Origin of the sequence: Pseudomonas sp. SMSB3, from assembly GCF_052041965.1 — a bacterium.
In the GTDB taxonomy this organism is placed as follows: Bacteria; Pseudomonadota; Gammaproteobacteria; order Pseudomonadales; family Pseudomonadaceae; genus Aquipseudomonas.
The window spans coordinates 34,798-60,754 of the sequence record NZ_JBKGGV010000011.1 but is presented as its reverse complement, the minus strand read 5'-3'; the positions used below and the strand labels follow the sequence as shown (position 1 = coordinate 60,754).

General features: G+C 57.2%; 23 protein-coding genes. 14 read left to right on the top strand and 9 right to left on the bottom strand.

Annotated features, from left to right (window positions below):
- Nucleotides 1-91 precede the first annotated feature (91 nt).
- The 6 genes from ACLEJW_RS17830 (at nt 92) to ACLEJW_RS17805 (ending at nt 6,611) form a co-directional block, all read left to right on the top strand.
- Nucleotides 92-1,351: a glycosyltransferase family 4 protein gene (locus tag ACLEJW_RS17830; RefSeq protein ID WP_256675113.1), complete on the top strand. Its 1,260-nt coding sequence runs from the start codon at nt 92-94 to the stop codon at nt 1,349-1,351.
- Entirely contained in the window at nt 1,348-2,208 is an 861-nt protein-coding gene (locus ACLEJW_RS17825; protein ID WP_440777979.1) for a dTDP-4-dehydrorhamnose reductase family protein, read from the top strand. Before ACLEJW_RS17830 ends, ACLEJW_RS17825 begins: the two co-directional genes overlap by 4 nt.
- A 21-nt stretch (nt 2,209-2,229) precedes the next feature.
- Nucleotides 2,230-3,240, top strand: coding sequence for a polysaccharide biosynthesis protein (locus tag ACLEJW_RS17820; RefSeq protein ID WP_145192159.1), 1,011 nt, complete (start codon nt 2,230-2,232; stop codon nt 3,238-3,240).
- On the top strand, nt 3,233-4,357 hold the full coding sequence (wecB, locus tag ACLEJW_RS17815; RefSeq protein ID WP_145192156.1) for a non-hydrolyzing UDP-N-acetylglucosamine 2-epimerase: 1,125 nt from the start codon (nt 3,233-3,235) through the stop codon (nt 4,355-4,357). The genes ACLEJW_RS17820 and wecB overlap by 8 nt, the downstream gene beginning before the upstream one ends.
- A gap of 200 nt (nt 4,358-4,557) precedes the next feature.
- Nucleotides 4,558-5,484: an NAD-dependent epimerase/dehydratase family protein gene (locus ACLEJW_RS17810; protein WP_145192154.1), complete on the top strand. Its 927-nt coding sequence runs from the start codon at nt 4,558-4,560 to the stop codon at nt 5,482-5,484.
- On the top strand, nt 5,481-6,611 hold the full coding sequence (locus ACLEJW_RS17805; RefSeq protein ID WP_313458787.1) for a glycosyltransferase: 1,131 nt from the start codon (nt 5,481-5,483) through the stop codon (nt 6,609-6,611). The genes ACLEJW_RS17810 and ACLEJW_RS17805 overlap by 4 nt, the downstream gene beginning before the upstream one ends.
- A 365-nt stretch (nt 6,612-6,976) precedes the next feature.
- On the opposite strand, the gene ACLEJW_RS17800 is transcribed toward ACLEJW_RS17805, so the two are convergent.
- The 3 genes from ACLEJW_RS17800 to ACLEJW_RS17790 all read right to left on the bottom strand — a co-directional run bounded on the left by ACLEJW_RS17800 (nt 6,977) and on the right by ACLEJW_RS17790 (nt 11,055).
- Entirely contained in the window at nt 6,977-8,662 is a 1,686-nt protein-coding gene (locus ACLEJW_RS17800; protein ID WP_313458789.1) for a hypothetical protein, read from the bottom strand.
- Between the two features lie 121 nt (nt 8,663-8,783).
- Entirely contained in the window at nt 8,784-9,692 is a 909-nt protein-coding gene (locus ACLEJW_RS17795; RefSeq protein ID WP_440777978.1) for a glycosyltransferase, read from the bottom strand.
- A complete protein-coding gene (locus tag ACLEJW_RS17790) occupies nt 9,682-11,055 on the bottom strand; it encodes a lipopolysaccharide biosynthesis protein (RefSeq protein ID WP_313458795.1) in 1,374 nt (457 codons plus the stop codon). The genes ACLEJW_RS17795 and ACLEJW_RS17790 overlap by 11 nt, the downstream gene beginning before the upstream one ends.
- A gap of 309 nt (nt 11,056-11,364) precedes the next feature.
- Between ACLEJW_RS17790 and ACLEJW_RS17785 the strand changes: the two genes are divergently transcribed.
- From ACLEJW_RS17785 to ACLEJW_RS17760, 6 genes are all read left to right on the top strand, one after another.
- Nucleotides 11,365-12,327: a UDP-glucose 4-epimerase family protein gene (locus ACLEJW_RS17785; RefSeq protein WP_409520670.1), complete on the top strand. Its 963-nt coding sequence runs from the start codon at nt 11,365-11,367 to the stop codon at nt 12,325-12,327.
- Nucleotides 12,324-13,349 carry an MraY family glycosyltransferase gene (locus ACLEJW_RS17780; RefSeq protein ID WP_313458798.1) on the top strand — a complete coding sequence of 342 codons (1,026 nt, stop codon included), beginning with the start codon at nt 12,324-12,326 and terminating at the stop codon, nt 13,347-13,349. Before ACLEJW_RS17785 ends, ACLEJW_RS17780 begins: the two co-directional genes overlap by 4 nt.
- Before the next feature lie 42 nt (nt 13,350-13,391).
- Nucleotides 13,392-15,389, top strand: a complete 1,998-nt coding sequence (locus ACLEJW_RS17775; protein WP_313296027.1) for a polysaccharide biosynthesis protein — start codon at nt 13,392-13,394, stop codon at nt 15,387-15,389.
- A gap of 241 nt (nt 15,390-15,630) precedes the next feature.
- A complete protein-coding gene (gene rfbB / locus ACLEJW_RS17770) occupies nt 15,631-16,698 on the top strand; it encodes a dTDP-glucose 4,6-dehydratase (protein ID WP_313458801.1) in 1,068 nt (355 codons plus the stop codon).
- Between the two features lie 81 nt (nt 16,699-16,779).
- Nucleotides 16,780-17,661, top strand: a complete 882-nt coding sequence (rfbA, locus tag ACLEJW_RS17765; protein WP_178108377.1) for a glucose-1-phosphate thymidylyltransferase RfbA — start codon at nt 16,780-16,782, stop codon at nt 17,659-17,661.
- A 184-nt stretch (nt 17,662-17,845) separates the two neighbouring features.
- Complete coding sequence (locus ACLEJW_RS17760; protein WP_145192127.1) at nt 17,846-18,178, top strand: ComEA family DNA-binding protein; 333 nt, start codon at nt 17,846-17,848, stop codon at nt 18,176-18,178.
- 50 nt (nt 18,179-18,228) lie between these two features.
- Here the strand turns inward: ACLEJW_RS17760 and ACLEJW_RS17755 are convergent, their stop codons facing one another.
- Both ACLEJW_RS17755 and ACLEJW_RS17750 read right to left on the bottom strand, forming a co-directional pair.
- The gene (locus ACLEJW_RS17755; RefSeq protein WP_145192124.1) at nt 18,229-18,396 is read right to left on the bottom strand and encodes a DUF2897 family protein; all 168 of its coding nucleotides are present in this window, start codon (nt 18,394-18,396) and stop codon (nt 18,229-18,231) included.
- A 166-nt stretch (nt 18,397-18,562) separates the two neighbouring features.
- Complete coding sequence (locus tag ACLEJW_RS17750) at nt 18,563-19,723, bottom strand: acyltransferase family protein (protein WP_178108371.1); 1,161 nt, start codon at nt 19,721-19,723, stop codon at nt 18,563-18,565.
- Nucleotides 19,724-19,972: 249 nt separating this feature from the next.
- Between ACLEJW_RS17750 and pyrF the strand changes: the two genes are divergently transcribed.
- Nucleotides 19,973-20,674 (top strand): orotidine-5'-phosphate decarboxylase, encoded by a 702-nt coding sequence (gene pyrF, locus ACLEJW_RS17745; protein ID WP_145192118.1) that lies wholly within the window; start codon nt 19,973-19,975, stop codon nt 20,672-20,674.
- Between the two features lie 57 nt (nt 20,675-20,731).
- On the opposite strand, the gene ACLEJW_RS17740 is transcribed toward pyrF, so the two are convergent.
- The 3 genes from ACLEJW_RS17740 to ACLEJW_RS17730 form a co-directional block, all read right to left on the bottom strand.
- Nucleotides 20,732-21,562, bottom strand: a complete 831-nt coding sequence (locus tag ACLEJW_RS17740) for an undecaprenyl-diphosphate phosphatase (protein WP_440777977.1) — start codon at nt 21,560-21,562, stop codon at nt 20,732-20,734.
- 200 nt (nt 21,563-21,762) lie between these two features.
- Entirely contained in the window at nt 21,763-22,605 is an 843-nt protein-coding gene (kdsA, locus tag ACLEJW_RS17735; RefSeq protein ID WP_145192112.1) for a 3-deoxy-8-phosphooctulonate synthase, read from the bottom strand.
- Between the two features lie 111 nt (nt 22,606-22,716).
- Nucleotides 22,717-23,718, bottom strand: a complete 1,002-nt coding sequence (locus ACLEJW_RS17730) for an NADP-dependent oxidoreductase (protein ID WP_313296039.1) — start codon at nt 23,716-23,718, stop codon at nt 22,717-22,719.
- Nucleotides 23,719-23,890: 172 nt separating this feature from the next.
- Here ACLEJW_RS17730 and ACLEJW_RS17725 point away from each other — a divergent pair, with 172 nt between their 5' ends.
- The gene (locus ACLEJW_RS17725; RefSeq protein ID WP_313458812.1) at nt 23,891-24,652 is read left to right on the top strand and encodes an SDR family oxidoreductase; all 762 of its coding nucleotides are present in this window, start codon (nt 23,891-23,893) and stop codon (nt 24,650-24,652) included.
- Between the two features lie 21 nt (nt 24,653-24,673).
- Here ACLEJW_RS17725 and ACLEJW_RS17720 read toward each other — a convergent pair whose 3' ends face one another.
- Nucleotides 24,674-25,834 carry an MFS transporter gene (locus ACLEJW_RS17720; protein ID WP_313296042.1) on the bottom strand — a complete coding sequence of 387 codons (1,161 nt, stop codon included), beginning with the start codon at nt 25,832-25,834 and terminating at the stop codon, nt 24,674-24,676.
- Nucleotides 25,835-25,957: the final 123 nt, after the last annotated feature.

Here is a 25,957-nt window from a genome sequence, read left to right as displayed (position 1 = left end):
CTCGATTTTTGATCCCTGCGCGCTGGCAGTCTTGGTACACGGATTTCACGGGCATCATGAGCTATTGCAAGACCCACAAGGATAAGCCGGCGTGACGCTGAGACCATTGAAAATTGCTGTCGTAAGCCAATATTTTTATCCCGAGAATTTCATCATCAACGATATCGTGCTCGAGCTCAGGGCATTGGGTGTCGATGTTGAGGTCTTTACAGGTAAGCCAAACTATCCTTCTGGCGAGGTTTTTTCCGGCTATTGCGCAGAAGGTACAGTCCAGGAGCAGTTCGCTGAGGCGATCACAGTGCATCGGGCCCCACTGCGCCCCCGCGGACCTGGCGGCGCAAAAAATCTGCTCTTGAATTACCTGTCGTTCGCAGTCAATGGTTCAAGACACTTTTGGTCTCACGCAAAGCGTGGTGAGTTTGATCTGTACTTCGTCTTCGCGCCCTCGCCGATTACTTCTGTCATACCTGCCTTGGCGATGAAGTGCGCGCGGCGCGCGCCGGTGTATCTGTGGGTGCAGGACCTATGGCCTGAAAGTCTGGAGGCGACCGGCTTCATTAAAAACAAATGGGTGCTTCGCGGCGTAGGCCAGTTTGTGCGGGCCTTGTACTGGGGTGTGGACGTATTGTTGGTCCAATCCAAGGCATTCATCGACCCTGTGAAGCGTTATGCCAAGGCTGAGAAGATTGTTTACTACCCAAATTCTTATCTTCAGCAAACAGCATCTGGCCAGAACAATTTGCTTCCCGCTTGGTTGATCGAGACGCTGCAATCAAGATTTTGCGTGGTGTTCGCTGGCAATTTGGGAAGCGCGCAGGCACTGCCAACCATCGTCGATGCGGCGCGCGCATTGAAAGCTCGCCAGTCACAAGCTGCGATTGTCGTAGTGGGCACCGGCAGCAGAGCATCATGGCTGCAAGAGGAAACAACCCGACTGGGGTTGGATAACTTGATTATTGCCGGCGCCTACCCGCGTGAGGCGATGGCGCAACTGTTTGCGCTCAGCGGTGCCCTGTTGGTCACCCTCAACCGTGACAAGATATTCGGCTTCACCATTCCAAGCAAAGTCCAGGCCTATCTGGCCGCGGGCCGACCGATCATCGGGTGCCTGGATGGCGAAGGCGCACGCGTTATCAATGAGGCTGGTGCTGGTGTAACGTGTCCTGCGGAAAATAGTGAACAGCTTGCGACGTGCATTAGCACGCTGCAGGCGTTGCCGGCTGAAGCGCGGGAATCTATGGGGGCTCAAGGGCGGGCCTATTTCTCAGAAAATTTTGAACTCAAGGCGCAGTGCATGGCACTGCTGCAGATGTTCGAGCAAAGGATTGGAAAGGACAGGGCTATACCATGAATGTTTTGGTTTTGGGTGTTTCTGGCATGCTGGGGAGTGCCGTTTTTCGGTATTTGTCAGCTAATTCTCCTCATCGCGTAACAGGCACCGTTCGATCGCGAGCCGCCGATAAGTTTTTCTCGCGCGCTGAGCAGGGCTGCCTATCGGCGGGTGTCGACGTTCTTGACCCGGATGCACTGGCAGCTGCTTTCGCCAAGGCCAAGCCAGATGTCGTGATCAACTGTGTGGGTTTGATCAAGCAACTGGCGGATGCTAAAGATCCGCTGACCGCATTGCCCATCAACGCCATGTTGCCGCATCGGCTGGCGACGCTCTGCAAGGTGGCGGGCGCACGGCTGATTCACATCAGCACGGATTGCGTTTTCTCCGGTAGCAAAGGTATGTACACGGAAAGCGATGAATCAGATTGCACTGATCTGTATGGCAAATCCAAATTCATCGGAGAGCTGCATCATCTAGATCACGCGGTGACGTTGCGTACGTCGATCATTGGTCACGAGCTGCAGAGCAGCGCCTCGCTGATCGACTGGTTCCTCTCGCAGGAAGGCAGCACCAGGGGCTTCACCAAAGCGATTTTTTCGGGCTTGCCCACTGCGGAATTGGCACGAGTCATCCTCGATTACGTCATTCCCAACCCTTCGCTGAAGGGTCTTTACCATGTGTCTGCCGAGCCCATCGACAAATACACGTTGCTTGAACTCGTGGCGCGGATTTACGGCAAGTCTATCGAGATCAGCCCTGATGCGAAGCTGGTGATTGATCGCTCACTGGACTCTACCCGCTTCCGCACCACTACTGGTTATCAGCCGCCGGCCTGGCCAGCGCTCATCGAATTCATGCACGCACAGCGCGTTTAACTAATTTATAAGGACTTATCTGTGTTCGATAACAAGATTCTCATGATTACCGGTGGCACTGGCTCGTTTGGTAATACCGTACTCAAGCGCTTTCTCAACACCAATGTAAAAGAAATCCGGGTCTTCAGCCGCGACGAAAAGAAGCAGGAAGACATGCGCATTGCTTTGTCCAATGACAAGGTCAAGTTCTACATCGGCGACGTCCGCGATTATCAGAGTGTGTCCGAGGCAATGGTAGGGGTCGACTATATCTTCCACGCGGCCGCCCTCAAGCAGGTTCCATCCTGCGAGTTCTATCCAATGGAGGCGGTCAAAACCAACGTGCTGGGTACAGAGAACGTGCTGAATGCCGCTATCGCCAACGGCGTCAAGCGTGTAGTGGTGCTCAGCACCGATAAAGCCGTGTATCCGATCAATGCGATGGGTATTTCCAAGGCAATGGCCGAGAAGCTGATGGTCGCGAAGTCGCGCATGATCCCTCAGCAAGGTCCTGTGATTTGCGCAACACGCTATGGCAACGTCATGGCCTCGCGTGGTTCGGTCATTCCGCTGTTCGTCGATCAGCTCAAGGCTGGTAACGAGCTAACTGTGACCGACCCCAACATGACCCGTTTCCTCATGTCGCTGGAAGACTCCGTGGATCTAGTGCTGCACGCGTTCGAGCACGCCGAGCAAGGCGATATTTTCGTACAAAAAGCACCAGCGTCCACCGTTGCCGATCTGGCAGAGTCGCTGAAGCAGCTGTTCAAGCGAGAGAACCCGGTGAAGGTGATTGGCACCCGCCACGGTGAGAAGCTGTATGAGTCGCTGATCTCCCGCGAAGAGATGGCCAAAGCGGATGACATGGGGCGCTACTATCGGATTCCAGCGGATAACCGTGACCTTAACTACAAAAAATATTTCGTCGAAGGCGAGCAGCATATTTCTGAGCTCGATGACTATACCTCGCATAACACGGAACGCTTGGACATCGAAGGCATCAAAACCCTGCTCTTGAAGCTCGACTACGTCCGGGAAGAACTCAATGCTTAAGGTTATGACGCTGGTCGGCACCCGACCTGAACTGATCAAGATGAGCCGCGTCATCGCGGAACTCGATGAGCAGACTCATCATGTACTCGTGCATTCCGGGCAGAACTACGACTTCGAGCTGAATCAGGTTTTCTTCGATGACCTCGGCATTCGAAAGCCTGACCATTTCCTGGGTGCAGTCGGCGCCACGGCAGCCGGTACCATTGCAGAGGTTATCGCCAAATCGGATGCAATCTTCGAGTTGGAAAAGCCCGATGCGTTGCTGCTGTACGGTGACACCAATACCTGTTTGGCCGTCATTGCGGCCAAGCGCCGCAAGATCCCGGTGTTCCACATGGAGGCTGGCAACCGCTGCTTCGACCAGCGAGTGCCGGAAGAGCTGAACCGCAAAGTGCTCGACCACCTCAGCGACATCAACATGGTCCTCACCGAGCATGCCCGTCGCTATTTGCTGGACGAAGGTATTCGGCCGGAGACCATCATCAAGACCGGCTCGCACATGCACGAAGTGCTCGATTACTACCGGCCGCAAATTGAAGCTTCGACCGTGCTTCAGAAAGAGTCGCTGGAGGAGGGTAAGTACTTCATCGTCAGCACCCATCGTGAAGAAAACGTCGATACTCCGCAAAACCTTCGAGACCTGCTGGCTTCCTTGCGAGCACTGGCCGACGCCTATGGCCACCCGATTATCGTCTCGACACACCCGCGCACGCGTAAACGTTTGGAAGATCTGGGCGAAAGCCTTGAGCATCCACTGATTCGGTTCGTCAAACCGTATGGCTTGCTGGATTACATTCGGCTGCAGATGGGCGCGCTCTGTGTGCTGTCCGACAGTGGCACGATTACCGAAGAGGCCTCGCTGCTCAATCTGCCAGCGGTAACCATCCGGAATGCTCATGAGCGCCCTGAAGGTATGGACGAGGGTACATTGATCATGTGCGGCTTGACCCCTTCTCGGGTGCTGGACGCTGTGCGCGTTGTGGTCAGTCAGCATGACCGTGGTGAGCGCGTGATCCCGGTTGTTCAGGACTACCTCGGCGGACCGGTTTCCAAGCAGGTTGTACGCATCGTTTATAGCTACACCGACTACATCAACCGGACCGTGTGGGCGAAATAGCACCTTCCTCTGCGCATCCCGGCAGGTCACTGCCGGGATGCGCGGGGCAGTTATGCGCCTCAATAGGTTGACCTTCTGCCTCTGGCGGGCCTCGTAGACACATGTCAGCCAAGGCGCTTGGCTAGTGACGCGAGGTTTGCTGCGCCTCACGATGGCACGAGTGCGCACTACTCATATTCGCATGGAGAATCTAGCAGCTCATGAATAAGTTGGTAGTGATTGGTGGCACGGGGTTCGTAGGACGGCATTTGCTCGCTGCGAATAACAGGCCGGCAGGCACTGAAATTGTGTACGCGGTTCACCGTAGTGAGCCGGACTGGCTGATTCAAAGCGACGTCCGTTGCGAACGTTTCGACGTGAGTGATCCGGGATCGTTGACCGCAATCCTGACGCCAGGATGTACAGTCCTGAACCTGCTCAGACCCGATGGCAGCGGTTGGTTCGAACCGGCCATTGTCAACATTCTTCAAGCCTGTGAGCGCTCGCGCATCAAGCGATACGTGCACGTCTCAAGTATCGATGTGTTTGGATCGGCAGCGGCTGATGTCGTGGATGCCCAAACGCCTATCGAGCCGAAAACGCCATATGAACGTGAACATGCAGGCGCCGAGGCGCTAGTGCGTGCCATCGCTGCAGACGCATTCGAGGTCGTAGTGGTGCGCCTTGGCGCCGTATTCGGCGAGGGCGGTTTGAACATCGTGTCCTTCGTCGATGAAGTGAGGCATGCCCCCGCCTGGAAGCTGGGGTTGCGTCGCGCGTTGTACGGCGCGAGGCGCATGCACCTGGTCAGTGTCCAGAAGGTAGTCCAGACGCTGCTCTTCGTGGCCCAGGTCCCGGCTATACGCCAAGGTGAAGTGGTGCTGGTGACCGATGATGCTGCGCCGGATAACAACTTCGGTTATCTGCAGGATGTGCTGATGCAGGCTTTCAATCGGCCTTCTGTAGGCTATCTGCCGCACTTGCCGCAATCTGTGCTGCGCGCGCTGCTGCGCCTGCGCAACATCAGTAACGCCAATCCGATGCGCAGATTCAAGGAGTCGCGATTGAATGAATGGCAGCAGCCTGCGACTGCAGACTTCAATCAGCAGTTACGCTTTTATATAGAGAAACTCAAGGAACAAGCATGAAAGTGCTTCTGGTCAATATCTCTCTGGATGCCGAAAGGGGCGGCGGTACTGCCGAGCGTACCCGCCATTTGGCGACCCATCTGGCCAAGGCAGGTGCATCCTGTGAAGTCATGGGCATGAATGGCAATTCATGGCAGAGTGAGTTCGACGGGCTTGGAGTGAAAACGTATATCACCGGTCACTTGGGAAACCGGTTTCCCTTGCCTTTGCTCAACCCCTGGCGCGCATGGCGGGCGGTGCGCAATGCCGATGTGATTCACATCATGGGGTACTGGAACTTGCTGAGTGTCGCCATAGGATTGCTAGCCTTGATAGGTAGGCGGCCCTATGTTTTGTGTCCAGCCGGCGAATTCGCTTCGGTGGGCTCACCGCGGCCGGTCATGAAAATCTTCCATTTGTGTCTTGGCCGTTGGCTGATAAAAGCTGCTTCGGGATTCATTGCTATCACCCAGCTAGAGCAGCAGATGATTGCTCGCGTCGCCGGCGTGCCACAGGAATCGGTCGCCATTGTCGGGAATGCCGTTTCCGAGCCTGAGGCGTCGGCCGTGGGCGCACCGCTCACGCTTCCAAGCGAGCCTTTCATCCTGTTTATGGGACGGCTTGCACCGGTCAAGGGGCCGGACCTTCTGATCCAGGCTTATATAGATACGCCCGAGGCGCACCCTTATCCATTAGTCATGGCCGGACCCGACTTTGGCATGCAGCATGACCTTCAAGCCCTGGCCAGCGCGTCCGGCCTTCTTGATCGGATTCATTTCATTGGATTTCTCGATGAAACGCAACGGACGCAGGCTTATCGTCGCGCAATGATGCTGGTCATTCCATCAAGGTCGGAGGCAATGTCGCTGGTGGCCCTTGAAGCTGGAGTCGTTGGTCTTCCGGTGTTGCTAACGGATACATGCGGTTTTGAGCAAGTTGAAGAAGTTGGAGGAGGGTTGGTTGTACCTGCCAGTAGCATGGGGATAGCGAAGGGACTGAGAGCAATGCTCGCAGATCATCAGGAACTCAAGTTGCGAGGCGATCGCCTGCGCACGTTAGTTATGGGTCAGTATACCTGGACTGCCACCGTTCAAACCTTGTTACGTCGTTTCCAATCGTTGATAAATAATCGATCGTTGATGGGCTGAAAGACCCGAATCGTGTCATCTATACAAAGCGCTTGCGCCGCCGTATAGCAGTGTTGGGTGATATCAGGTGGCGTAAAGGAATTTTTCGGATAGGGCGCCCGTTACCGGGCGCCTGACGCGCCCCGCTTGCAGCCGGTTATCGGCAGTCATACGGTCGAAGGTCTGGCAGGATTAGAAATCGTTCCGACTGTCAGGAAAGTTTGTTATAGCTGTTAACGATAGGGCGAAGACCCATTGTCTTGACCGCCCATACGCGCGCACGCTTTGAAGGCCTACGGCGCTCACTCCATTAAGGTGATCGGATAAGGCCTCGCCATCCAAGATGCCGAGGCCATTCTTGCACAGTGCCTGTGGTTAGCTCACAGTCATGCCGGTTGCGCTGCAGCAGCTCGCTTATGCCCCGATCTGGTCAAGAGCAAGCGTGCCACGTACAGCCCCGCGATGAATCCAAATATCTCGATCAGGAAGAAAAATTGGACTCTAGGGAAATTGGTTTGAACCACCAAGTAAGCGAGCGCTACGCCGATCGTCGCCTGTGTGAATATATTGCCGACCAGCTGCTTCGCCAAGCGCTCCATTAACGTCCCAGCCACGAATAGCAACACAAGACCTGCGGCCAGTATCGCGAAGCTGTCACTGTAAAGAAGTATCGCAATAGGGCCTGGGATGGTCATGAACGTGAAGTTCTCGTAGGCCGCGTATTGTGCGTTCGACATGCGCTGGTAGATCGCTTGCGTGCCGCTTTCAGGGCGCTCGCTCAGGCTGCGAACAAAAAGTGGCAATCCTTTTTCTGGATAACTTACAACCGTAAGAACGCCTTCGATTCCAACCCACCTATCCACTACAAGCTTGCTCAGCTCTGTGAGCATACCCTTCCAGCGTGCACGTTTGATCGCTTCAGTTTCTACCGGCGGTATCACTGGCTCTGGAATCAACACCGAGGCTGCAGCGGCCGGCGTCGCCGTTTGTGGCGTAACCTCGGGAGTTGGAGCTGGGAGTTCGGAATTGAACTGCAGTTCAAGCGGCGCAGGTTCGATGATCGCAGCCAGCATCTTGGTTGACTTGGTAGGATCGATGACTACCGTCTCAAACCGGGACGAGTCATAAGCAAGGCTGGGCTCGGGTTCAGGCGCCTCCTCTACGATCGTTATAGCGGGGGGCGGCGTTTCGACGGGCTTCGCTTGCGCAAAGGAGTGCACGCGATCAATAGAGACGAGCAGCAGTGAAGCGACAAACAACGCTGCAGTAACACACAGAATTCTGACCCACTGCACCGGCCGCAATAAGCTCACTAGGGCCCGGGCGTGAATCAGGTAGACTGCGAACGGCGCAGCGACATGAAGGATCATCTGCGCTCGACTGCCCATCGAAACGGCAGTGACAGCGCCTTCTAGGATGAGAATATAAAAAAGCGTTTCTAGCTTCATCTTCCGAGCTTGAACCAGCCAATAGCCCAAGGTCGCCAGAAGGATGAGGTTGCCCCATGCGATCATGAACGACACAACTACATAGATGTAGCTATGTAATTGAATGAGCGGTTCTGTACCTACTTTGAGAATGGCGAACTTGAAATTGAAAGCCAGCAGCAGTGCTGTAAAGGCAAGCGACAGCCACAGGGCCGGCTTCAGCAATGTGCCGTAGTAATCAGAGGACTTGGCGCCTGCCGTATGCCAGTGCGAGGTAATCCATTGGCAGCACAGCAGTGTCATAAACGCGACATTCGTTGCGAGCAAGGCCTCGTCCCAGCCTTGTGCGGAGTTATCGAATGTCCCGATGGGCTCAATGAACTGTGTGTCCAAAATAAAGTGCAGGACGAGTTTCGCCCAGCATCCTAGAATCAAGAAAACTATCAAGAAAAAAGAAAAAAAACTGCTGCGATTGTTGAGGACATTACGGACCAATAAGGCTGCCAAGCAGCCATTAATCAGAAAAGGGGCCAGCGCGCCGGGGTAGCTGAATGCCGCGGCTAGGGTCGCTACCGCGACGAGCAGTATCGCCACCAACTGCAGGTAACGATTACCCAGCAGGTGCCCTTGTACTATCTGAATCATTGAAACGCTCCGATGATGCTGTCTAGCTGAATGAAATCGGGCGCTAGACAGTGGTCCTATACTCTTGAATCACGCTCAGGCGCGGTGTTTTCCCGCGCCAGCTTTATGGGTAGCTTAACGTTTAGTTAGATTTTGGCTTGGGTCGACAGACGGTCACCACGTAGCTCACCATCTTTCGAGATAACACTGACGACGGATCCAATAAAGCAGCCTTGCCGATACGCGCGACGAACAGTGCATAACGGCCAGAGAAACCGTGCATGAACCCAGACAACATCAGTGCGTTGGCCGTGGCTTTACGTTTCCACCCCAGAATAGAAGAAGGAAGGTCGCGGCGCTCATAAAGACTTCTGATCACCCGCAGAGGCTCGTCCGCGCGTTGGGCATTACATGGATTGTAGGTGGTCGAGCCCGAGTGGATACGGAAGTCGGCAAGCGGTTGCGGCACGCGTTTGAATGGCCCGAATTGACACAACCGCAGGAAGAAATCCATGTCGGGGATGTTGCGCAATTCTGTGTTCCAACCACCGACTTTTTCCCACACGGTTCGGCGGAATAGAGCGCCTGGCCCGGGTAGGCACTGGAAATTGGCGATGAGCAGGCGCTCTTCGTATTCCGGTGTCGTTACGGTGCGCACGGGTTCTGAATGCTCGTCGATCACACAAAAATCTGGATAGGCCAACACCGCCTCCGGGGCACTGGCCATCGCCTCGACGATGACTTCGACCGCGTTGGGGTGCATGCGGTCGTCAGCACTCAAATAGCCCAGCAGTTCACCGCTGCTCTGTTGCCAGCCAAAATTCATCGCAGCACTCTGGCCGGCATTAGCCTGACGGAATCGGGTGAAATTTCCAGCGTGCTGTTGAAGCAGCGCTGAGGTGTCATCGGTGGAGCCATCGTCGACGACGATCAGTTCAACATTCGGATAGCTTTGCGCTAGCACGCTGTCGATGGCATCTAGCACATATCGCCCGGTATTATAGGTGGGGATGATGATCGAAACCTTGGGCATCATTTTACTAGCGACCATGTGAAACCTTTCGACGGTAATAGAAACGCGCGAAGCGACGTAGGGAGGAATAATTGGCTGTTGTGCTCAGGTCAAATTCCCGCCTGACGAAATAAATTTGAGCGAGTGACTGGCTAATGCCGCCCAGGCTGTATACCACGGCCAGCCCAATGATTCCATAAAGCCACATCGCCAACATGCCCGCTACGATCATGCTGACCCCGCTGATTACTGAGATTCGCATGGCAATGTGCTGTTTCTGAAGCATCATCAGCACAAATCCGGCGGTTCCGGCGTAAGTCTGCATCAATTGTGACGCACCGAGTATGGCGAAAATGTAGTACGCGTCGCTGTAGTCGCTCGACCATACATGGGACAGTACGAATTGGCCGCATAGAAGAAAAACGGCATAGCCCGCCAGGCCCAGGGTGGTTGCGGCGCCCGCGCCCACGCCAAGCACCCGCTGCAGGTACCTTTTTTTGCCTCGTACCCAGATGCGTCCGATGGACGGCGCGACGACGGTGTTGATCACCGCAAGAGGAATAAGAACAAGCGCAGCCAGTCGTGACGCCAAACCATAAATCGCCAAGCCTGCGGCGTCGCCAAACCAAGCAATGATCCAGAGGTCCGCCTGGGCCATCACGAATAAAACTACTGTAGTAGTCAGGTTGGGGCGGGTTTCACGCAGCAGGCCCAGGTAGCTGATGCCTAGTTGAGGCTCGTTGACTGGTTGAGTGCGATACCAGCGGGTGAGGCTGTAACTGCCAAGAACCGTGGTCAGACCGGCTCCTACCACCCCGGCTAGTACGACTGCGTCGAGATCGAGGCTGATCTGACTGCGCCACGCGATCGTGACCGTCGCAGCGCTTGCCAAGCTGGCGCCGGTGGTCAGGAAACTGGCTTGTACAAAATGCCCCAGAGCTCGATGTTGCTCAGAAATAATGGTGCTGAAAGCGGCGAGCACCATGCTTATGGACACTAGCGGCGCAATTCCGTACAGCATGTTGAGCAGATCATCGCCCTCAAAACGCGATAAGACTTCCATGAACAAATTGAAGCCCACGGCCACCGATACGGTGGAAAATATCGCGAGCAGGAGGCTTCGGCGTATGACTAGCTTGACCCGCCCGGTATCGCGACGTCCTTGAGCCGTGGAAATCCCAGCCGGTGCCGTGATGCTAAGCCCAAGCTGCCCTAAGGTTGCCAGTGCCGCGATCAGCGATTGGGCTAAAAAAAACAGGCCCACCGACTCCTGCGGCATGGTCAGTGGGATGATTACTCCTGTCAGGGCGCCAGTGCCAAGCAAGAGAAACCGTCCTCCGACTGCCGCAATACTGGCTGCGATTGGAGACGACAAGGCGTTAGTGACTTTCCCTTTGGACATGTGTAGTTAGAGCTAACCTGAGAGGAGGCGGGGATTTTGTTGTGTTTTGCTTACCCTGTCTATCCATTCGTTGCCGGGCCCAGCAGCGTTGTTTTGATATCTAGCGATTATTTTGCAATCATCGGCAGAATGTCGCTGTCCTGGCTCTGGTAAGCCTGGTCAAAGGTTTGTGGTAGATTGTCGCGATAGACCGCGCCCTTTGCTGCGTTGAAATCGAGCACACAGCCGTCCCCCTTCGCCCGTCCGATCAGCCAGATCAGCCAGATCAGTCCGATAGGGAGGTCAAAAATCTAGATCCATAGGGTGATCATGAAAGTTATTCTTACAGGTGCGTCTGGCTTCGTGGGCGCCGCAGTATTGAAGGCCCTATGCCGCGATGCCGAAACGCAGGTCATATTGCCTTTACGATCGCCGTTGCGCCAAGCGCCGGCCGAAGTCATTACCTATCAGATCGGCGATTTGACCGATGATCAATCGCGCGCCTTGGAAACTCATCGTCCTGAGGTCATCATCCACTGTGCGTCTCGCGTCCACGTCATGGCCGATACTTCCGAAAATCCGTTGGCCGAATATCGGCGGACCAATGTGGATGGCACGTTGTCGCTCGCGCGAGCAGCCAGCAAAGCAGGTGCCCGCCGCTTTATCTTTGTCAGTTCCATCAAGGTCAATGGGGAGCAGACGCCACCGGGCAAGCCTTATCGTGCCGACGATCAGCCTTGCCCCGTGGATCCTTACGGTATCTCCAAACTTGAAGCGGAACGCGGCTTGCTTGCCCTCGGGGAAGAAAGCGGAATGGAGATCGTGATCATTCGCCCGGTGCTGGTGTATGGCCCCGGTGTTAAAGCCAATTTTTTGAACATGATGCGCTGGCTTGATCGTGGGGTACCGCTGCCTTTGGGTGCAATTCACAATCATCGCAGTCTGGTCGCACTGGATAACCTCGTCGATCTGATCATAACCTGCGTGGATCACCCAGCTGCTGCCGGTCAGGTCTTCCTGGTAAGTGACGATGAGGATCTGTCGACAACCGAGCTGCTGGCGCGCATGGCGGGTGCTTTGGGTAAAACCCCTCGCTTGCTGCCTGTTCCTGCACGCGTCCTGCGCGCAGTCGCCAGCGCTATGGGCAAAACCTCATTCTCCCAACGGTTGTGCGGATCATTGCAGGTCGATATCGGCAAGACCCGAGACCGCCTCGGTTGGCAACCTCCTGTCAGCGTCGATTCGGCCCTTCGAGCTACAGCTAAGTCTTTCCAGGAAAACGACAAGAAATGATGCTTTTGTGGTCGGTACCCGTTGTCTTGATCTTATCCTTCGTAGTGACCGCCGGCCTTCGACGGTACGCATTAGAACGTAGCGTGATAGACATCCCAAATGCGAGAAGTTCACACACTGTTCCGACGCCTCGTGGGGGAGGGGTAGGCATAGTGCTGTCCTTCCTGCTAGCACTTTTCGGCTTCATGCTGACCGGCACGTCGCAAATCGATGCCTTGGTGGCGTTGGGTGGTGCAGGGTCGTTGATCGCGGTCATCGGCTTCATGGACGACCATGGCCACATCGCCGCTCGCTGGCGGCTATTGGGGCACTTCATCGCCGCTGGGTGGATGCTGGTATGGCTAGGCGGCTTGGCTCCATTGACCATCTTCGGCTGGCAAGTGGATCTTGGCTGGCTTGGCGGCCTGCTCGCTGCCGTTTACCTGGTCTGGCTGCTCAACCTCTATAACTTCATGGATGGCATCGACGGCATCGCCAGTGTGGAGGCGATCACAGTCTGTCTAGGTGCGGCGCTCCTCTATGTGCTGGCAGGTCTTCACGCCTTTACCGCGTTGCCACTGCTGCTGGCAGCCGCTGTCGGTGGCTTTCTTTTTTGGAACTTTCCACCGGCCAAGATATTCATGGGGGATGCTGGCAGCGGTTTCCTGGGGATCGTTCTGGGCGGCTTGTCGCTGCAAGCTGCCTGGCTGTCGCCGACATTGTTCTGGTGCTGGCTGATATTGCTGGGCGTTTTCATCGTTGATGCGACCTATACGCTGATCAGGCGAGTGATGCGCGGCGACCGGGTTTATGAGGCGCATCGCAGCCATGCTTACCAATTTGCTGCCCGTGAATACGGCAGGCATTTGCCCGTGACGCTTGCGGTGATGGGCATCAATTTGTTCTGGCTTCTGCCGATCGCGGTATGTGTTTTAGAGTTCGGTCTTGACGGCGCCGTTGGGCTGTTGGTGGCCTACGTTCCTTTGGTTGCGCTGGCGGTGCGGTACCGTGCAGGGACGCTTGAGCAACCTCATCAAGGTTGAAGGGCTCAAGCTGTCAAGGATAGGAAGGTTTCTAGAGGAGTTATGGAAAAGGTGCGTACTAAACTGCTGGCTCTGCCGCGGCGACATAAACGTCTGCTGCAGGTAATGACGGACATCGTCCTCATATGGGCGGCCTTGTGGCTTGCATTCGTAGTGCGCCTGGGTATCGACGATCTGGCGAATCCGCTCACCGATCACACATGGCTGTTCTTGTGTGCGCCCCTGGTGTCGATTCCATTGTTTATCCGTTTCGGCCTTTATCGTGCGGTGATGCGCTATTTCGGTAACGACGCGCTTGTTGCCATTATCAAAGCCGTGACGCTCTCGGCATTGATACTTGGATTCATCATCTACTGGTCCAGTAATCACGAAAATGTCGTGCCACGCTCGATCACGTTCAACTATTGGTGGCTGAGCCTGATTCTGATTGGCGGCTTGCGTCTGGCGATGCGTCAGTACTTCCTCGGCGGCTGGTTCACTGCTGCCGTGCAGCATGTACCCTTCGCCAGTCGTGATGACGGGCTGCCTAAAGTTGCCATCTATGGTGCCGGCACTGCGGGCAACCAGTTGGTTGCCGCTTTGCGCATGGATAAAGTGATGCGTCCGGTTGCTTTCATCGATGATGACGCGAGTCTGACCGATCGGGTGATTGCAGGGCTGCAGGTCTACCATCCCGAGCAGCTACAGCGGATGATCGAAGATACGGATGTCCAGGAGATTCTGCTGGCCATTCCATCCTCCACTCGCACACGCCGCCGAGAGATCCTGAATTATCTGGAACGTTTTCCGCTCCACGTACGCACCATCCCGGGATTCATGGACCTGGCCAGCGGAAAGGTCAAGGTCGACGACATCCAGGAGGTCGACATTGCCGACTTGCTCGGGCGCGATGCCGTGCCAGCTCAGAGCGACCTGCTCGAGCGCTGCATCGTAGGCCAGACGGTATTGGTAACCGGTGCCGGGGGCTCGATTGGCTCGGAACTGTGCAGGCAGATTCTGCGTCAGGCGCCCAAGACCTTATTGCTTTTCGATCACAGCGAATTCAACCTCTACAGCATCCTTTCAGAGCTTGAACAGAAGGTCCGGATCGAGTCGCTGTCAGTGTGTGTGGTGCCCATCCTGGGCTCGGTACGCAATCAGGCGCAGTTACTAGACATCATGAAGACCTGGCGCGTCGATACGGTGTACCACGCTGCGGCATACAAACATGTGCCTATGGTGGAACACAACATCACCGAGGGACTGCTCAACAATGTCATCGGCACCTTGCACACGGCGCAGGCAGCCCTGCAGGCGGGCGTCGACAACTTTGTGCTGATTTCAACCGACAAGGCCGTACGGCCCACCAATGTCATGGGCAGCACCAAGCGTCTGGCAGAAATGACGCTTCAGGCGCTCAGTCAGGAGCTGGCGCCGGTTTTGTTCGGGGACGCCGGCAACGTATCGCAGGTTAACAAGACGCGCTTCACCATGGTGCGCTTCGGCAATGTGTTGGGCTCCTCAGGTTCCGTCATTCCCCTGTTCTACAAACAGATAAAGGCGGGTGGGCCGTTGACGGTCACCCACCCCAAGATCACCCGTTATTTCATGACCATTCCTGAGGCTGCACAGTTGGTCATTCAAGCAGGCTCGATGGGTAAGGGCGGGGATGTGTTCGTACTCGACATGGGCGAACCGGTGCGCATCGTCGAACTTGCCGAGAAGATGATCCACCTGTCGGGATTCAGCGTTCGCAGTGAGCGTAATCCCGTTGGTGATATCGCCATCGAGTTCACTGGCTTGCGCCCTGGCGAAAAACTCTACGAGGAGCTGTTGATCGGTGACAACGTTCTTGCGACCGGTCACCCGATGATCATGAGCGCCAACGAGGACTATCTGCCGTGGGATGAACTCAAGGACGCGTTGCAAGCATTGTTGGAAGCTGCCGCCAACGACGATTTCGTCCGCGTCAGGCAACTGCTGCGTGAGACGGTCAGCGGCTATGCCCCAGAAGGCGAGATTGTGGATTGGATTTACCAGCAGCGGCGGCTGGAGCCCTGATAAGCCATGGGCTGGACGCTTGCTCTTTGCGCTCAGCCCTTCCCGCCGGTGTTGCCCTTTCCCTGTGCGATCGGTCGTCGGGATAACCAGGCCTGAACACCTCACCTTTCAACTAAGGTTACTGAAACGCCGACTTCAGCAAAAGCTGCATTGCCCAGCCCCGAGGTTGCTCGGATGCACGCGCCATTGCGTCTACACTATCGCCAGCCACTCATTAGCCCTGCCTTGGACGACTTGACTCATGACTATTCTGGTTACCGGCGGAGCCGGATTCATTGGTGCGAATTTTGTGCTCGATTGGACCAGCGCCTCGCCTGAGACGGTCATCAATCTCGACAAGCTCACTTACGCCGGAAATCTTCAGAGCCTGGCTACCCTCGATGGCAATCCACAGCACGTCTTCGTGCGCGGAGACATCGCCGACTCGGCGCTCGTTGCTCAGCTACTGGCGAAGCATGAGCCGCGGGCCGTGCTCAATTTTGCTGCAGAGTCTCATGTGGACCGTTCCATTCATGGGCCTCAGGCGTTCATTGAAACCAATGTGGTCGGTACGTTTTCACTGCTCGAATCAGTACGTGCGTACTGGCAGACGCTGGAAGGGGCGAAGCGCGAGCTGTTTCGCTTCTTGCACGTTTCGACAGATGAAGTATACGGCTCGCTAACGGCAGACGAGCCCGCCTTCACTGAAAACCACCGGTATCAGCCTAACAGCCCCTATTCGGCCAGCAAGGCAGCCAGTGACCATTTGGTGAGGGCTTACCACCATACTTACGGACTTCCAGTACTGACCACCAATTGTTCGAACAACTATGGCCCGCTGCATTTTCCAGAAAAGCTCATCCCACTAATAATCGTCAATGCACTGCAAGGCAAAGCGCTGCCGATCTACGGCGACGGTCAGCAGATTCGCGATTGGCTCTATGTGAAAGACCACTGCAGCGCTATTCGCAGCGTCCTCGAGGGCGGGCGGGTAGGGGAGGTTTATAACGTGGGTGGGTGGAACGAAATGTCCAACATTGACATCGTCACCCACGTGTGTGCGTTGCTGGACGCGTTGCGTCCCAGGGCGGACAGGAAGTCATACGCGGAACAGATAACCTATGTGAGTGATCGTCCGGGTCATGATCGCCGCTACGCCATCGATGCCCGGAAACTTGAACGAGAATTGGGTTGGAGACCTGCTGAGACCTTCGAATCTGGTATACGCAAGACAGTCTCGTGGTACCTCGATAACAATCCGTGGGTAGAAGCTGTGTTGTCCGGGAGTTATCGCTCTTGGGTCGAGAAAAACTACCAGGATCGTGGCTGATGCTAGAATTTTCGTTGATAGCAAAGAGCTAGCAAGCTGCGCACCCTCCATCCACCACGGTTCTCTATCCCAATGACCATGCTGAATCGAAAAGGCATCATCCTTGCGGGGGGCTCCGGCACCCGCTTGCATCCGGCCACCTTGGCAATTTCCAAGCAGCTGCTGCCCGTCTACGACAAGCCGATGATCTACTACCCGCTGACCACCCTCATGCTGGCGGGCATCCGCGACATTCTGATCATCTCCACCCCCCAGGACACGCCGCGCTTCGAGCAATTACTGGGCGATGGCCACAAATGGGGTATCAACATCACCTATGCGGTACAGCCCACACCTGATGGACTGGCCCAGGCTTTCATCATCGGTGAAGACTTCATCGGGAACGACCGATCGGCGCTGGTACTGGGTGACAACATCTACTACGGCCATGACTTCCAATCGCTGCTGCTCGATGCCATGGGTCGCAATGAGGGTGCGAGCGTATTCGCCTATCATGTGACCGACCCAGAGCGCTATGGGGTGGTCGAGTTTGACAGCAGTGGCAGGGCAATTAGCCTGGAGGAAAAGCCCCTCAAGCCCAAGTCCAACTATGCGGTCACCGGCCTGTATTTCTATGACCAAGATGTGATCGAGATGGCCAAGGGCCTCAAACCCTCGTCTCGCGGCGAGCTGGAGATCACCGACCTCAATCGCCTGTACCTCGAGCGTGACCAGCTTTCCGTTGAAGTCATGGGGCGTGGATACGCCTGGCTGGACACCGGCACCCATGACTCGCTACTTGAAGCCAGCGGCTACATCGCGACCATCGAGCGGAGGCAGGGCCTGAAGGTCGCCTGTCCCGAGGAGGTGGCGTATCGTCAGCGCTGGATCGATGCCGAGCAGTTACAGAAGCTCGCAGCACCCATGACCAAGAATGGCTATGGCCAGTATCTGCAACGAGTGCTACGCGACACTATCTTCTGATGCAGAAGGACAAGTGCACATGCGCCGTGGGGGCATTCCCACAGCGCGTGCGCAACATACGGTGACGTCTAATTTGGTAACCATTCCCGTTGAAATCATGCTGGGATAATCGCAGGTGAGAGGTTAGTTTGAATGCGCAGCCATGGAGTCCGCTGCGCTTAACCTAACTCACAGGAGTGCCCTCATGCGAAACAACGTCCTTAGCTACCTGCTGCTGCCACTGTTCGCTGGCCTTTCATTCTCACTCAGCGCTGCCCCAGCTTCGACCGCTCCAGTGGCCGAACCGGTGCCGATCGTTAGTCAAGTTCAAAGCCAGTCCGCGACGCTCAACCTGAATACCGCAGACGCCTTGACCTTGCAGAAAGAACTCACTGGGATTGGTAAGGCAAAGGCAGAATCCATCGTTGCCTATCGTGACGCCAATGGCCCTTTTGCATCGGTAGACGAACTGCTGGAGATCAAGGGCATTGGTAGCGCGTTGCTCGAACGCAACCGCGGCAAGCTCATGGTCGACTAGGGGAGGTGACCGGGGTTGGCTCAAACAACCCCGGTACCGTTTGAACAGGGCTAGCGATCCTGCGCGTCCTTGGCATCCGCCTCAGCATTGCGCTCGCGCACTTTGCGCAGTTGCTCTTCAGTCAGTGGCAATTTCTTCGCCGTATCGCGCAGCATCATCAGCCCGCCCACGATCGACCCTATCGCTACGACGAGTATCAGCCAGGCATACCAAGGCATGTCGCATCTCCTTTCTTTACGTTGCCGCATATATAGATGTGATCAGCCACTCAGTCATTTGGTTCAAACAAGGCTATCGCAGTCGCTCTAGTCAGGTATCGACGTTGAGTTTGCGCATTCTTCGCCGCTGCGTTTGATCAGATAACATGGCCCACTTCGTCAAACCTCAGCGATGATTACCTAGCTGAGGACCCGCAGAGTTGGAATTGGGTGATGGTCTGTGAGCCATGGCTCTAGACAGCGCGGTGCCGTAGGTTCTGAGCGGTGTTTCGATCATGCGATAGGAAAGATCGGCAAGCAGAAGCGTCACTGAAAGCGCTATCAGAAGTGAAACGCACTGAGCGGTTGACGATGTCAGGTCAATGGTGCCCCTGGCGAGGAAAGCCTCTCTCGTGAATGCGAGAACCGGATTATGCACTAAGTAAATCGAGTACGATCTGGCACCTACATACAAGGCGATCCGCTGTAGCCTGCGCGCTTGCCCGCTAAGGTTGAGGTTAGCCGACGCTACCAAAACCGCCCAGCTAGCGCTGAGGGCGACAAAACCCATGTAGTACTTGAACCAGGTTGGCTGCGCTAAAACAACAGGCAAGGGCAAGCTAAGCAAGAAAACAGCGCTTAACGTGGCTCTGTTCACTGCCGTGAATATCGACATCAAGCGAGCCCCGTAGTAATGCCAAAGCAGCGCAATGATCACCCCATACAATAACGCATCGCTGCGAATGAACCACAGAAGCGAACCCCAGGGGCGTAGATGAAATGATTGTAAAAGTGCCAAAGCCAGTGCGGGAAGTATGAGGAGTTTCTTATTGCTGATCAACGCAAGTGCAATAGGCAATAGCACATAAAATTGCTCTTCGAGCGATAAACTCCAGTAGTGCCACAGCGGCGTGGGAGGCGCGCCTGAGCTGCCCACTAGCCAGATGTGGATGTTTTGCAAGTTAAGGGCTCCGTACAACCACGAGTCAAAGACCGCGGTGGCGGGGGCGAATGTTTCCGACAGAGGCACACTGTATGTGATGCCCAGCGTGAGACTTGACCAAAACAATGCAGCAGGCCACAGCCGGAATATTCGACGCACCCAGAATGGCCCTGCGATGGCGCAAAAAGAGGCGCCTTGCGAGCAGGCTTTGAGGAGTGTGCCGGTTATCAATAGACCTGATATGGCAAAAAATAGATCGACGCCCCCGCCTAGCCAAAAGTAATTCGACCAGCTGTACCATGAAGGATGTAGCACCCCTAGATGGGCTACTACCGTGATTGTAATGGCGCACGCTCGAAGGACTTCTATATCAAGGTTTTTGGAGGCGAAAGTTTGCGCAGTCATCATTGCTCGGCGGTGTGATGCTTAGGTGTGCGCATTTATACACATTCCCAAATGCTCGTCACCTTCAGATTTGATCGACGGGCACGAATTCTCGGCACTCAGGCTGTTGGCCTCATCCAGTCTGTGACCTGCACTTTGTCCGGCTCTCAGGCAGCACCGTGTATCCATTGGTCAGTGATCTTTGCCCCCTACGGACTGTGACTTCGTTTACAATGCGCGCCGTTTACGACTTGCCAAGAGAACCCGCCCATGTCCGCCTGCCAGACGCCCCTGATCGTCGCCCTGGATTTCCCTACCCGTGACGCCGCCCTGCAGCTGGCCGACCAGCTCGATCCTGCCCTGTGCCGGGTCAAGGTTGGCAAGGAGCTGTTCACCAGCAGCGCAGCTGGCATTGTCGAAACCCTGTGCGAGAAGGGCTTCGAAGTATTCCTGGACCTCAAGTTCCACGATATCCCCAACACCACTGCCATGGCTGTGAAAGCTGCCGCTGAAATGGGTGTGTGGATGGTCAACGTGCACTGCTCCGGTGGTCTGCGCATGATGGCAGCGTGCCGTGAGGAACTGGCCAAGCGCAGCGGGCCGCAGCCGCTGTTGATCGGTGTGACGGTGCTGACCAGCATGGAGCGTGAGGACTTGGCCGGTATCGGTCTGGATGTCGACCCTCAGGAGCAGGTGCTGCGCCTTGCCGCCCTGGCGGAAAAAGCAGGGATGGACGGCCTGGTATGCTCGGCCCTGGAGGCGCCGGCCTTGAAGGCTGCTCACCCAGGGCTGCAGCTCGTCACGCCAGGCATTCGCCCAGCGGGCAGTGCTGTCGATGACCAGCGTCGCATCCTGACCCCACGCCAGGCTCTGGACGCAGGTTCTGACTACCTGGTTATCGGCCGCCCGATCAGCAAGGCCGCCGATCCAGCCCAGGCGCTGGCGGCGGTGGTCGCAGAAATTCGCGGCTGAAACGGATGCATATAGAAAGGGCTGCATTGCAGCCCTGTTTCGTTGGTGCGTGCAGCATCACCCGTGGGCAGTCGACCAATCGATCCAGCCAAACTGCCAGGTCGCCAGGATCAGCAACCCAAACACGATGCGGTACCAGGCAAACGTCGCGTAGCTGTGGTGGGCGATGAACTTGAGCAACGCGCGCACCGCGATCATGGCGAAGATGAACGAGGTGATGAAGCCTACGGCGAACACCGGCAGATCACTGGGCTGGAACAGGTCGCGGTATTTGTAGCCCGAGTAAACTGCCGCTCCAACCATGGTCGGCATGGCCAGGAAGAACGAAAACTCGGTGGCCGCCGTGCGCGACAAGCCAAACAGCAAACCGCCGATGATGGTCGAGCCCGAGCGCGACGTACCTGGGATCATCGCCAGGCATTGCACGAAGCCGATCTTCAATGCGTGGCTCCAGCGCATCTGCTCGACGTGATCGATCGTCACTTCATGCTGACGCCGCTCGGCCCACAGCATGATTACCCCGCCAACGACCAGTGCCGCAGCGACGGTGATCGGGTTGAACAGGTACTCATGGATAAGATCGGCGAACAGCACGCCCAGCACCACCGCCGGCATGAACGCGAGCAGCAAGTTGCCGGTAAAGCGACGGGCCTTGGGCTCAGTGGTCAGGCCGAACACCACTTCAAGGATCTTGCCGCGAAATTCCCACACCACTGCCAAGATCGCTGCCAGCTGGATGATGATGTTGAAAGCAATGGCGCGTTCGCCATCGAAGTCGATCAGGTCTGCGACGATGATCTGGTGGCCGGTACTTGAGATAGGCAGGAACTCAGTGATTCCCTCTACTACTCCCAGAATGAGTGCCTGGAAGGCCGTCCATAAATCCATTGAATCCCCCGGTTGCAGCGCTGCGAATGCGCGCAGCGCATGTACTTGATTTGCTTATCGTTGTGACGCGAGACGGTGTTAGATCCATCGCGAGCGGGGATCCTAGCAGGGCAGTTGTTAAAAGATCGTGTGGGGTTGTAACAGATGTAAAAAAAGGCCGACATACGCGGTATGTCGGCCCTTGGTTAATCGCGTAACGATCAGGCAATAACCAATGGCGAGAACCCTTTCACCAGCTCATCCAATGCCTTGATCTGCGCCAAAAACGGCTCCAGCTTGTCCAGCGGCAGGGCGCTTGGCCCATCGCACTTGGCCTGGTCCGGGTTCGGGTGAGCTTCCAGGAACAACCCCGCCAGCCCAACCGCCATTCCAGCACGGGCCAGGTCGACCACCTGCTCGCGACGACCACCGGACGCTGCACCGGACGGGTCGCGGTTCTGCAGGGCGTGGGTCACGTCGAAGATGATCGGCAGGTTGTCGCAGGTGCGCTTCATCACGCCGAAACCGAGCATGTCGACCACCAGGTTGTCGTAACCCATGCAGGTGCCACGGTCGCACAGGATCAGCTGGTCGTTACCGGCTTCCTTGAACTTGTGCACGATGTTCTGCATCTGCGAGGGGCTGAGGAACTGCGGCTTCTTGATGTTGACCGGCTTGCCGGTCTTGGCCAGGGCCACCACCAGGTCGGTCTGGCGGGCGAGGAATGCCGGCAGCTGCAGTACATCGACCACTTCGGCCACCGGCGCGCACTGATGGATCTCGTGTACGTCGGTGATGATCGGTACGCCGAACTCGGCTTTGACCTTCTCGAAGATCCGCAGGCCTTCTTCCATGCCGGGGCCGCGGTAGGAGTGGATCGAGGAACGGTTGGCCTTGTCGAAGCTGGCTTTGAACACGTAGGGGATGCCCAATTTCTCGGTAACCCGCACGTATTCGGCGCAGGCGGTCAGGGCCAGGTCCTCGGACTCGAGCACGTTGATGCCGCCAAAGAGAACGAACGGGGCGGTGTTGGAGCACTCGATGGTGGGGGTGATCTTGATCATGGTCATCTCTGTAAATCCCAGTCACTGGTTTCAGTGGCGATGGGGAATATTACAAGATCTGCACTGCCCGTGCCGGCCCTTTCGCGGGCCTGCACGGGCGCTGCACCGCGGTCAGACCTTCAACACCAACTTGCCGAAGTTCTCGCCGTTGAACAGCTTGAGCAGGGTCTCGGGGAAGGTTTCCAGGCCCTCGACCACGTCTTCCTTGCTCTTGAGCTTGCCGCTGGCCATCCAGCCGGCAATTTCCTGGGCTGCCTTGCCATAGTCCTTGGCGTGGTCCATGACCACGAAGCCCTCCATGCGCGCACGGTTGACCAGCAGCGCCAGGTAGTTGGCCGGGCCTTTGACCGCTTCCTTGCTGTTGTACTGGCTGATGGCGCCGCAGATGACGATGCGTGCCTTGAAGTTGATGCGGGTGAGCACGGCATCGAGGATCTCGCCGCCGACGTTGTCGAAATACACATCCACGCCTTTCGGGCATTCGCGTTTGAGGCCGGCCAGGACATCTTCGGCCTTGTAGTCGATCACCCCGTCGAAGCCCAGCTCGTCCTTGAGGTATTGGCATTTCTCGGCGCCGCCGGCGATGCCCACCACGCGGCAACCTTTCAGTTTGGCGATCTGCCCGACGATGCTGCCGACAGCGCCTGCCGCGCCGGAAATCACCACGGTGTCGCCTTCTTTTGGCTGGCCGACCTCGAGCAGGGCGAAGTACGCGGTCATGCCGGTCATGCCCAGCGCCGAGAGGTAGCGTGGCAGCGGCGCCAGGCTCGGATCGATCTTGTGCAAACCCTGCGGTTCACCGGTGAAGAAGTCCTGCACGCCGAGGGCACCGCTGACATGGTCGCCAGGCTTGTAGTCGGGGTGATTGGAGGCGACCACTTCGCCCACGCCGAGCGCCCGCATCACTTGGCCGAGGGCCACGGGCGGGATGTAGGATTTGCCTTCGTTCATCCAGCCACGCATGGCCGGGTCGAGCGACAGGTACAGGTTGCGTACCTGGATCTGGCCATCGGCGGGGGCTTGAACCGCAACGGTTTCGAACGTGAAGTCGTCACGGCTCACTGCGCCATGCGGGCGCTTGGTAAGCAGGAAGCGGCGATTGGTCTGGGTCATGGCAGGTCCTTATGGGCAATGGGGCACAGCGGTCAATTTAACCTGCTGATGCAAGTTGGTCCGCAAAATCACTGGCAAGCATAGTAGCTCAACCGCTGCCTTGATGATGCTGCCCGGCGGATGCAGCAGCTGGCTAGACTCCGACTCCATTGACCCCCTTCAGGAGCAGACGATGAGCATGACCTTTTCTGGCCAAGTGGTTCTGGTCACCGGTGGCGCAGCCGGCATCGGCCGGGCGACTGCCCTGGCCTTCGCTGGCGAGGGCTTGAAGGTGGTGGTGGCCGACCTCGACGCAGTAGGTGGCGAGGCCACGGTAGCGTCGATTCGCGCGGCCGGTGGCGAGGCGCTGTTCGTTGCCTGTGATGTCACCCAGGAGGCACAGGTTGGTCAGCTGCATGAGCGGGTCATCGAAACCTATGGCCGTCTCGACTACGCCTACAACAACGCTGGCATCGAGATCGAAAAGGGGCGCCTGGCCGAAGGCAGCGAAGCCGAGTTCGATGCCATCATGGCGGTCAATGTCAAGGGCGTGTGGCTATGCATGAAGTATCAATTGCCGCTGCTGATGGCCCAGGGCGGCGGCGCGATCGTCAATACAGCGTCAGTGGCAGGCCTGGGCGCTGCCCCGAAGATGAGCATCTATGCAGCCTCCAAGCATGCGGTGATCGGCCTGACCAAGTCGGCGGCGATCGAATATGCCAAGAAGCGCATCCGGGTCAATGCGGTGTGCCCGGCGGTGATCGACACCGACATGTTCCGCCGCGCCTATGAGGCAGACCCACGCAAGGCCGAATTCGCCGCTGCCATGCACCCGGTCGGGCGCATCGGCAAGGTCGAGGAGATCGCCGGTGCGGTGCTCTACCTGTGCAGCGACGCGGCAGCCTTCACCACGGGGCACAGCCTGACCGTCGATGGTGGTGCTACCGCCATCTAGGCAGGCATCAGCCGCGCAGGCTCAAGGCTGGCCGAGCGCGTACGGCTGCGCACTGGCGCGATACAACGCCCAGGCCACGCTTGCGCAGCCGATCAGCAGTACGGCCCCGAACCCCAGCAACGCCGCGCCCGACCCCAGGCGATCGCTCAGTACGCCAGTCAGCACCACCGGCAGGCTGAAGCCCAGGTACGCCAGCAGAAAGAAGCCGGCACTGGCGCGGGTCTTCTCGGCGCCGGCCAGTTCATTCACCGCCGCCAGCCCGCCCAGGTAGACGAACCCGTAGCACGCGCTGCTGGCTGCCACCGCGCCGGCCAGCACCGCCCATAACCGGCCGCTGTCTGCGCCAAAGGCCAGCAATCCATAGCTGCATGGCAGGATCGCCAGGCCCAGCAAGGTCGCGCTGCGGCTGGGCATGCGCTTGGCCAGCGGCTGAAACAGCAAGCCGCAGCTAATGACGCAGAACGTCGAGAACCCCGACCAGCTGCTCAGGCCCTGCTGGCGCAGGATGCCGGGCAGCAGGGCGATGACCAGGCCGACACAGGCCCACGCCAGCAGAATGGCAAGGCCATGGACCACGCTGCCGGGTGGGTAGCTGGGTAGGCGCAGCATGGCGCTGGGTTGGGCTGGGCGCGGGTCGGGCAGGCGCCACACCAACAGCACGGCGGCGGCCGCCAGCAGCAGTTGCACAGGAAAGCTCGCTGGCGCAAGGCTGGCACCGCCCAGCAGGCACAAGCTGGTAAGCGCTGCGCCCAGGCCGAAACCCAGCGAAGTGCTGGCAGTGACCCAGCTGGCAGCCCGTTGCGCGGCGCCATCACCCATCAGTTCGGTCATGTAGGCCGTAGCGGTGGCCGAGGCCAGACCGGTTCCCAGCCCCAACAGGAACCGCGCCACGCCTAGTGTCGGCAGGCCTGGCGCGAGCAGCATCAGCCCGGTGGCGAGCATCGATAACAGCAATGCAGCCACGATCAGCGGCCGCCGGCCGACCCGATCGGCCAACCCGCCCAAGGCCAGCAGTACCGGCAATACGCCGAGCACATAGCCGGAAAAAGCGACTGCCGTAGCGCCGGCGCCCTGGCCGGAGAGGTCGGCATAGGCGATGTACAGCGGCGCTTGCAGATTAACTGCCAGCGTGATGGTACAAAGGGCGAAGGCGAGTAGGGCGGGGGCGTTGCGTGAGGGCATGGGGCGGTCCTGGTTTCTGCAAGTGTCAGCGGCGGCATGCACGGCGGCCGTTCATCGAACAGTGCCGCTGCCTGCGCCTGGCGACAAGGCACACCAGGCGCTCATTTATGCTTAACTGTTTGC